This is a genomic window from Cytobacillus firmus, assembly GCF_023715565.1.
Classification (GTDB): domain Bacteria; phylum Bacillota; class Bacilli; order Bacillales; family Cytobacillaceae; genus Cytobacillus; species Cytobacillus firmus_C.
Genome location: NZ_JAMBOJ010000011.1, coordinates 88,441 through 95,033 on the forward strand (window position 1 = coordinate 88,441; position 6,593 = coordinate 95,033).

7 protein-coding genes and 1 tRNA gene are annotated in these 6,593 nt (G+C 42.3%); 1 reads left to right on the top strand and 7 read right to left on the bottom strand.

Going from position 1 to position 6,593, the window contains the following annotated elements; translation table 11 throughout:
• Positions 1–16: 16 nt before the first annotated feature.
• Positions 17–661 (bottom strand): redox-sensing transcriptional repressor Rex, encoded by a 645-nt coding sequence (locus tag M3205_RS06405; protein ID WP_251169152.1) that lies wholly within the window; start codon positions 659–661, stop codon positions 17–19.
• A gap of 27 nt (positions 662–688) precedes the next feature.
• Positions 689–1,171, bottom strand: coding sequence for a cyclic pyranopterin monophosphate synthase MoaC (gene moaC, locus M3205_RS06410; protein ID WP_251169153.1), 483 nt, complete (start codon positions 1,169–1,171; stop codon positions 689–691).
• Between the two features lie 191 nt (positions 1,172–1,362).
• On the opposite strand from moaC, the gene M3205_RS06415 reads away from it, so the two are divergent.
• On the top strand, positions 1,363–3,288 hold the full coding sequence (locus M3205_RS06415) for an ABC transporter ATP-binding protein (protein WP_251169154.1): 1,926 nt from the start codon (positions 1,363–1,365) through the stop codon (positions 3,286–3,288).
• A gap of 224 nt (positions 3,289–3,512) precedes the next feature.
• Here M3205_RS06415 and tsaD read toward each other — a convergent pair whose 3' ends face one another.
• The 5 genes from tsaD to M3205_RS06440 form a co-directional block, all read right to left on the bottom strand.
• Entirely contained in the window at positions 3,513–4,541 is a 1,029-nt protein-coding gene (tsaD, locus tag M3205_RS06420; RefSeq protein ID WP_251169155.1) for a tRNA (adenosine(37)-N6)-threonylcarbamoyltransferase complex transferase subunit TsaD, read from the bottom strand.
• The gene (rimI, locus tag M3205_RS06425; protein WP_251169156.1) at positions 4,541–4,990 is read right to left on the bottom strand and encodes a ribosomal protein S18-alanine N-acetyltransferase; all 450 of its coding nucleotides are present in this window, start codon (positions 4,988–4,990) and stop codon (positions 4,541–4,543) included. Before rimI ends, tsaD begins: the two co-directional genes overlap by 1 nt.
• A 16-nt stretch (positions 4,991–5,006) precedes the next feature.
• A complete protein-coding gene (tsaB, locus tag M3205_RS06430; protein WP_251169157.1) occupies positions 5,007–5,711 on the bottom strand; it encodes a tRNA (adenosine(37)-N6)-threonylcarbamoyltransferase complex dimerization subunit type 1 TsaB in 705 nt (234 codons plus the stop codon).
• Positions 5,708–6,163 carry a tRNA (adenosine(37)-N6)-threonylcarbamoyltransferase complex ATPase subunit type 1 TsaE gene (gene tsaE, locus M3205_RS06435; protein ID WP_251169158.1) on the bottom strand — a complete coding sequence of 152 codons (456 nt, stop codon included), beginning with the start codon at positions 6,161–6,163 and terminating at the stop codon, positions 5,708–5,710. The genes tsaB and tsaE overlap by 4 nt, the downstream gene beginning before the upstream one ends.
• Positions 6,164–6,470: 307 nt before the next feature.
• A tRNA-Asp gene (locus M3205_RS06440) sits at positions 6,471–6,547 on the bottom strand.
• Positions 6,548–6,593: the final 46 nt, after the last annotated feature.

Below are 6,593 nucleotides of genomic sequence, written 5' to 3' on the forward strand. Positions count from 1 at the left end.
TAAAAGGCTCATTTTTTTACACTTCTTCAGGATAATTTTTCAGAAAATATACCAATGACTGCAATTCCACCGCCAGATCGATATGGTGAATCCGAATCGAGGACGGTAAAGTGAGCCTCGCAGGTGTAAAGTTAAGGATTCCTTTTATTTTCGCATTCACCATCCGATCAGTAATCGCCTGGGCAGGAGGTGCAGGCACTGTTAAGATCGCCACCTGAATATTATTTTTAACAATCACTTCTTCAAGGTCATCCATATGATGGACCGGCACATCGCCGATTTTTGTGCCAACCTTGCTCTCATCCACATCAAATGCCACTTCTATTTTCGTATTATTATTTTTAAGAAAATTATAGTTAAGAAAGGCCGTTCCTAAATTCCCTACTCCGACCAAAGCAACTTTGGTAAGCTCGTCCTGGTCAAGAGTCTTCCGAAAGAAGCCCAGCAGGTAATTCACATTATATCCATAGCCTTTTTTCCCTAACGCACCGAAGTACGAAAAGTCACGGCGAATCGTTGCAGAATCCACTTTAACCGCCTCACTCAACTCTGCTGATGAGACTCTTTGTTTGCCTGAGGAATGAAGGTTTTTTAGGAAGCGGTAATATAAAGGCAGCCGCTTAGCTGTTGCCTGCGGTATCTTAATCGGTTCATTGGCCATTCGTCCATCCCCATTTCTTATGATGAATTAATTTCGTTTAAAATCTCCGTTTTTGCCGCCGGTTTTCTCTATTAAAAAGGTTGGTCCGATTACCATTCCTTTATCTACAGCCTTGCACATATCATAAACGGTCAGCGCACAGACAGAAGCAGCTGTTAACGCTTCCATTTCCACACCCGTATTTCCTTTTGTTTTAACAGAAGCCGTTATGATGAGGACGCACTCTTCCTCTTCTGCTTTCCATGAAAATGAAATGTCCACACCCTTTAGTGGCAGCGGATGGCACATCGGAATAATGTCCCATGTTTTCTTGCTCGCCATAATGCCTGCCGTTTGTGCAACGGCGAGTACATCCCCTTTTTTCAAGGAGTTGGAAGTGATCTTCTCGTATATATCCTGATTCACCGCAATACTTGATTGAGCAATAGCCGTCCTTGATGTCTCGGGCTTATCGCTGACATCCACTATTTTTGCCCTGCCCTCTTGATTAAAATGAGTAAAATCCGCCATTTAAAAACACCTCTCTTCAAAATCATACACTATTTTTCCGTTACTTTGTATGCGCATTGTAAGGTTCTTCACATATTTATTTACCTTTTTTTATGCTTCAATGCCCTTCAGGCGTGCTTATAGTCCTGTCTCCTTTATTGCCGAACATATATGAATGAGTTACACTTACTCTATACCCGAGGTGAAAGAACATGATACTATTACAAGTCAATCAGCTGGCAAAAAGTTTTGGCGCTGATCCCATTTTAACGAATATAAAGCTTGAAGTACAAACCAGGGACCGGATTGCCCTTGTAGGACGCAATGGTGCGGGAAAATCCACCCTTTTGAAAATAATTGCGGGACACATGACGTATGATTCCGGTGAGATTATAAAGCCCAAGGAAGCAACCATTGGCTATCTTGCACAAAATACAGGCCTTGAATCGGAATTATCCATTTGGGATGAAATGCTGACTGTTTTCAGTCATCTGCAAAAACAGGAAAAACAGCTTCGCAGCCTTGAAGAACAAATGGCAGATCCTGATATCCTAAATAATTCTGATGCCTATGAACGCGTATTAAAAGATTACGACAAACTTCAGGTTGATTTCAAAGAAAATGGCGGCTATCAATATGAAGCAGATATCCGTTCCATTCTCCATGGACTCAATTTCAGCTCAATGGGCTATGATACTAAAATTTCATCATTGAGCGGCGGACAGCGAACAAGGCTCGCCCTTGGTAAACTTCTGCTCACAAAACCTGATATTTTAATCCTGGATGAGCCTACCAACCATCTTGATATAGAAACGTTATCGTGGCTCGAACAATTCTTGCAAAGCTACAGCGGTGCCATTTTAATCGTATCACATGACCGCTACTTTCTTGATAAGGTTGTTTCCCAGGTTTACGAAATTTCCCGCCACCAAATAAGAAAGTACCCAGGAAACTACAGTTCCTATTTGGATCAAAAAGCGGCTAATCTTGAAAAAGAAATGAAGCAATTCGAGAAACAGCAGGAAGAAATCGCTAAGCTGCAGGATTTCATTCAGCGGAACCTCGCCCGGGCCTCCACAACCAAAAGGGCACAAAGCCGCAGAAAGCAGCTGGCCAGAATGGACGTGATGGACAGGCCGCTTGGAGACGAGAAATCGGCTTCCTTTGGATTTGACATTGAACGTCAGTCGGGCAATGAGGTCTTAAATATACATTCTTTAGCTATAGGCTACGAAGAGAAAGTCAGCGAGAATATTTCAATGCGGCTGGCAAGAGGCGACAGCATTGCACTTGTAGGACCAAATGGAATTGGCAAGTCCACATTGCTTAAAACCATCATCAAAAAGATCCCTTCTTTTTCAGGAGAGATTCAGTACGGTTCCAATGTGACAATTGGGTACTATGACCAGGAACAGGCAGAGCTCACAAGCAATAAAAGAGTCCTGAACGAATTATGGGATGAATACCCGCTGAAACCGGAAAAAGAAATCAGGACTATACTTGGGAACTTTCTCTTCTCTGGTGATGATGTTCTAAAAATCGTTTCAACACTGAGTGGCGGTGAAAAGGCCCGGCTCGCACTTGCAAAGCTTATGATGCAGAAATCCAATTTCTTAATCCTGGATGAGCCTACAAACCACTTGGACCTGGACAGCAAGGAGATTCTTGAAAATGCATTGATCGATTATCCCGGGACCATTCTCTTTGTCTCTCATGACCGCTACTTTATCAACCGGATTACAACAAAAGTAGTTGAACTTTCCGGTAGCGGGGCAACTGAATATCTTGGCGATTATGATTATTATGTAGAAAAAAAGCAAGAGCAGGAGGAATTGCTTGCACTTAATAAGCAAGTAGACACCACCGCATTACAGCCTGTTAAGCAGGACAAAAATAATTATCAGCAGGATAAAGAAGCTAAGAAGCTCGAACGCCAGCGAAAAAGAAGAATGGAAGAAATTGAAGAACACATAGAAGCCTTAGAAACAGTCATAGATGCTAATGATCAGCTTCTATGTGATCCGAACATTTATCAGGACCATGAAAAGGTAATGGAAATAACAAATGAAACAGATGAAGCAAAAGCAAAGCTGGAAGAATTGATGGAAGAATGGACGCTTTTAGCTGAAGAAGATTAAGAGAATATTCATAACTTTTAGACTGGTAGAATAGTCACTGCCAGTCTTTTTTATTATCCACAAAGATAATCACAAGAAAAACGCAGTAATATGTACTCTCCACAGACTTTTCCACATTATCCACAATTAAAGTTGGTTTTATCCACATTATCAACATAAAATTCTGAAATAAATGATTTTATCCACAGAAAAAGCCCCCTATGCTGTCGGGGACTTTTTCCTATTTATTTATCGTTGTGGATAGTAATGTCCAAACCGGGATTTGCATTTAGATCCAGACCGGAGAAGTGCCCTTTATCAAACATGACACTTCCTGCTGCTGCTATCATCGCTGCATTATCTGTGCATAAAGATAATGGCGGAATAATAAGCTTAATATCGGCTCTATTTCCAAACTTCTTTTCTAAAGAAGCCCGAAGACCTTTATTTGCAGCAACTCCGCCTGCGAGCAAAAGCTGATTCACCCGATACTCTTCTACTGCTCTTTCTGTTTTCGTTACCAGGACGTCAATAACACTATCCTGGAAGCTTGCCGCCAGATCCTCCGGTACTATTTTCTCCCCGCGCTGTTCAGCGTTGTGGACAGTGTTAATAACCGCTGATTTTAAGCCGCTGAAGCTGAAATCGTATGAACCTTCTTCCAGCCAGGCTCTTGGAAGCTGAATAGTTGGATTCCCTTCATGTGCGAGTCTGTCAATGTGAGGTCCTCCCGGATATGGCAGGTTTAAGGTCCGGGCAACTTTATCATATGCCTCACCTGCAGCATCATCTCTTGTCTCGCCAATTACTTCGAAATGGCCATGCTCCTTCATATAGACCAATTCTGTATGTCCGCCGGAGACTACCAGGGAAAGTAACGGGAATTCCATTTCTTCCACCAGCCTGTTTGCATAAATATGGCCGGCAATATGATGCACACCTACCAGGGGGATGCCGTGAGCAAAGGCAACTGCCTTTGCGGCATTAACCCCAATCAGAAGCGCACCTACAAGGCCAGGTCCTTCCGTTACAGCAATTGCTGAAAGATCAGAATATGTGATTCCTGCCTTAAATAATGCTTCTTCCAGTACAATTGTTATCTGTTCAACATGATGACGGGAAGCTATTTCCGGAACTACTCCGCCAAAACGTTTATGGCTTTCTATTTGGGATGCAACGATATTGGCTGCAATTTCACGTCCATTCTTAATGATGGCTACAGCCGTTTCATCACAGCTCGTTTCAATTCCCATGATCCATTGATCTTTTTTCATTATAAATTCACCCACATTACTAAAGCATCTTCTTGATTATCTGTGTAGTAGTTCTTCCTGATGGCTCCGTTTTGAAAACCAAGCTTTCGATATAAGGACTGAGCTGTGAAGTTGGATACCCTTACTTCCAGAGTCATTGTAATGGCTCCCTTTTCTGACGCAAGCTCCATTAGCTGCCGCATCAAAGCTTCTCCAAGCTTTCTCCCCCGATATTCAGGGAGCAGCGCAACATTGGTGATGTGGGCCTCGTCTACGACGATCCATGCTCCACAATATCCTATAACTTTATTTTCTTCTTCTAAAACAACATACAAAGCAAACTGGTTATGATTTAATTCATTAAAAAAGGCCTCCCGGCTCCAGGGTGTTGCAAAGGATTTGTGTTCGATCTCCAAAATATCATCAATATCCTCTTCATTCATCAAACGGAAAGTTAAGGATTTATTCATACGCCCGCTTCCTCATCTATAACTTTTTTTCCTTGTTTGCTTTTATCCAATTAGCTTCAGCTTCCGCAATCCTAATATAATTAGGGACAAAAGAATGGACATCCTCAGCCTCACGATCCCGTCCTAATAAAGCAAGTTCGGCCGGTCTTGGGTTATGTTCTGCAGGTGAAGCAAACACTGCCCGCTCATTAAGGAATTCTGCAAATACATCTTTATGCAGTGGCAAATCATTCCCAATGTAAAGGACCTTTTCCTGTTGTTCTGAGAGCAGGGCTGCCCAATCTTTTGAAAGCAGGAGCTGGTCTTTGATCACCGATACTAATTGTCCTTCCCTATACTGATAGAGGCCGGTATAAATTTGCCCTCTCCGAGCATCAAATATGGGAGAAATGACTCCATTAAAGTATCTGCCAGCCGAGGCTGCATACACTTCAAGACTAGATACCCCAACAAGCGGCTTATTTAAAGTCCAAGCCAGTGTTTTTGCAATCGTTACCCCGATACGCACGCCAGTATACGAACCGGGTCCTTTCGCCACAACAATTTTACCTAATTCAGCAGGCTTAACTCCGCAGTCTTTCATTAGAATATCAATAGCCGGCATAACCCGGACAGAATGATTCTTTTTTACATTAGTAATATACTCGCCTATAACCTGATCGCCATCCAGAAGAGCTACTCCCAGAGGGTAATTGGATGTATCTATGGCCAAAACCTTCATGACATAATCTCCTTACACAATTCCTCATATCGTCTGCCCTGAGGTTCCAGGACAAGCCTTCTTGAGTCATGATCATCAAGATATAAATAAATCGTCAGTAACTCTTCTGGCAGCTGTTCTTTGACAAGATGAGCCCATTCTACAACTGTGACCCCATTGCCATCAAAATATTCATCAAACCCCAGATCTTCAAAGGAATCTTCAACTCTATATACATCCATATGATAAAGGGGCAGTCTTCCGTGGTATTCTTTAATAATCGTAAAAGTCGGGCTATTTACATTACGTGTTATATTAAGCCCTTTGGCCAGCCCCTTGGTGAAGGTCGTTTTTCCTGCACCCAAATCACCTTCCAGAGCAAGGACATCCCCCGGCTGAAGAAGGCTGCCAAGCTTTTCCGAAAACCCCATCGTATCCTCTGGGTTCTTTGAGATAAACTCATACTGACTCATATGTTTCAACACCTTTTATTATCTAATCTATAAGCGAAAAGTAAATGTACAAACCCTTTATCACCCATGTCGCCTCAAGGCAGTAGGAGATAACGTCGGACAGTTCTCGAAATTCAAGAACTTCAATCTAAGATTACAAAAAAACCTTAGGATAAATCCTAAGGAGAATAGTCTATATGTAGTTTACCTTATTTTGCAGCAATGGGCAAAGTAAGCTATTTTCATTATTACAACATATATTCTAAGGTTAAAAAGCATAAAAAAAAAGACGAAACCAAGTTTCGTTTTACTTTTTAAAGCTATAAAATGGCGGTCCGGACGGGACTCGAACCCGCGACCTCCTGCGTGACAGGCAGGCATTCTAACCAACTGAACTACCGGACCAGATTGCGGGGGCAGGATTTGAACCTGCGACCTTCGGGTTATGAGC

Bases quoted from the DNA above. Each gene is read 5' to 3' on its own strand.
- M3205_RS06415 (WP_251169154.1), top strand. From the start codon at position 1,363: ATGATACTATTACAAGTCAATCAGCTGGCAAAAAGTTTTGGCGCTGAT.
- tsaE (WP_251169158.1), bottom strand. From the start codon at position 6,163: ATGAGTCAGTATGAGTTTATCTCAAAGAACCCAGAGGATACGATGGGG.
- moaC (WP_251169153.1), bottom strand. From the start codon at position 1,171: ATGGCGGATTTTACTCATTTTAATCAAGAGGGCAGGGCAAAAATAGTG.
- tsaD (WP_251169155.1), bottom strand. From the start codon at position 4,541: ATGAAAAAAGATCAATGGATCATGGGAATTGAAACGAGCTGTGATGAA.
- M3205_RS06405 (WP_251169152.1), bottom strand. From the start codon at position 661: ATGGCCAATGAACCGATTAAGATACCGCAGGCAACAGCTAAGCGGCTG.
- rimI (WP_251169156.1), bottom strand. From the start codon at position 4,990: ATGAATAAATCCTTAACTTTCCGTTTGATGAATGAAGAGGATATTGAT.
- tsaB (WP_251169157.1), bottom strand. From the start codon at position 5,711: ATGAAGGTTTTGGCCATAGATACATCCAATTACCCTCTGGGAGTAGCT.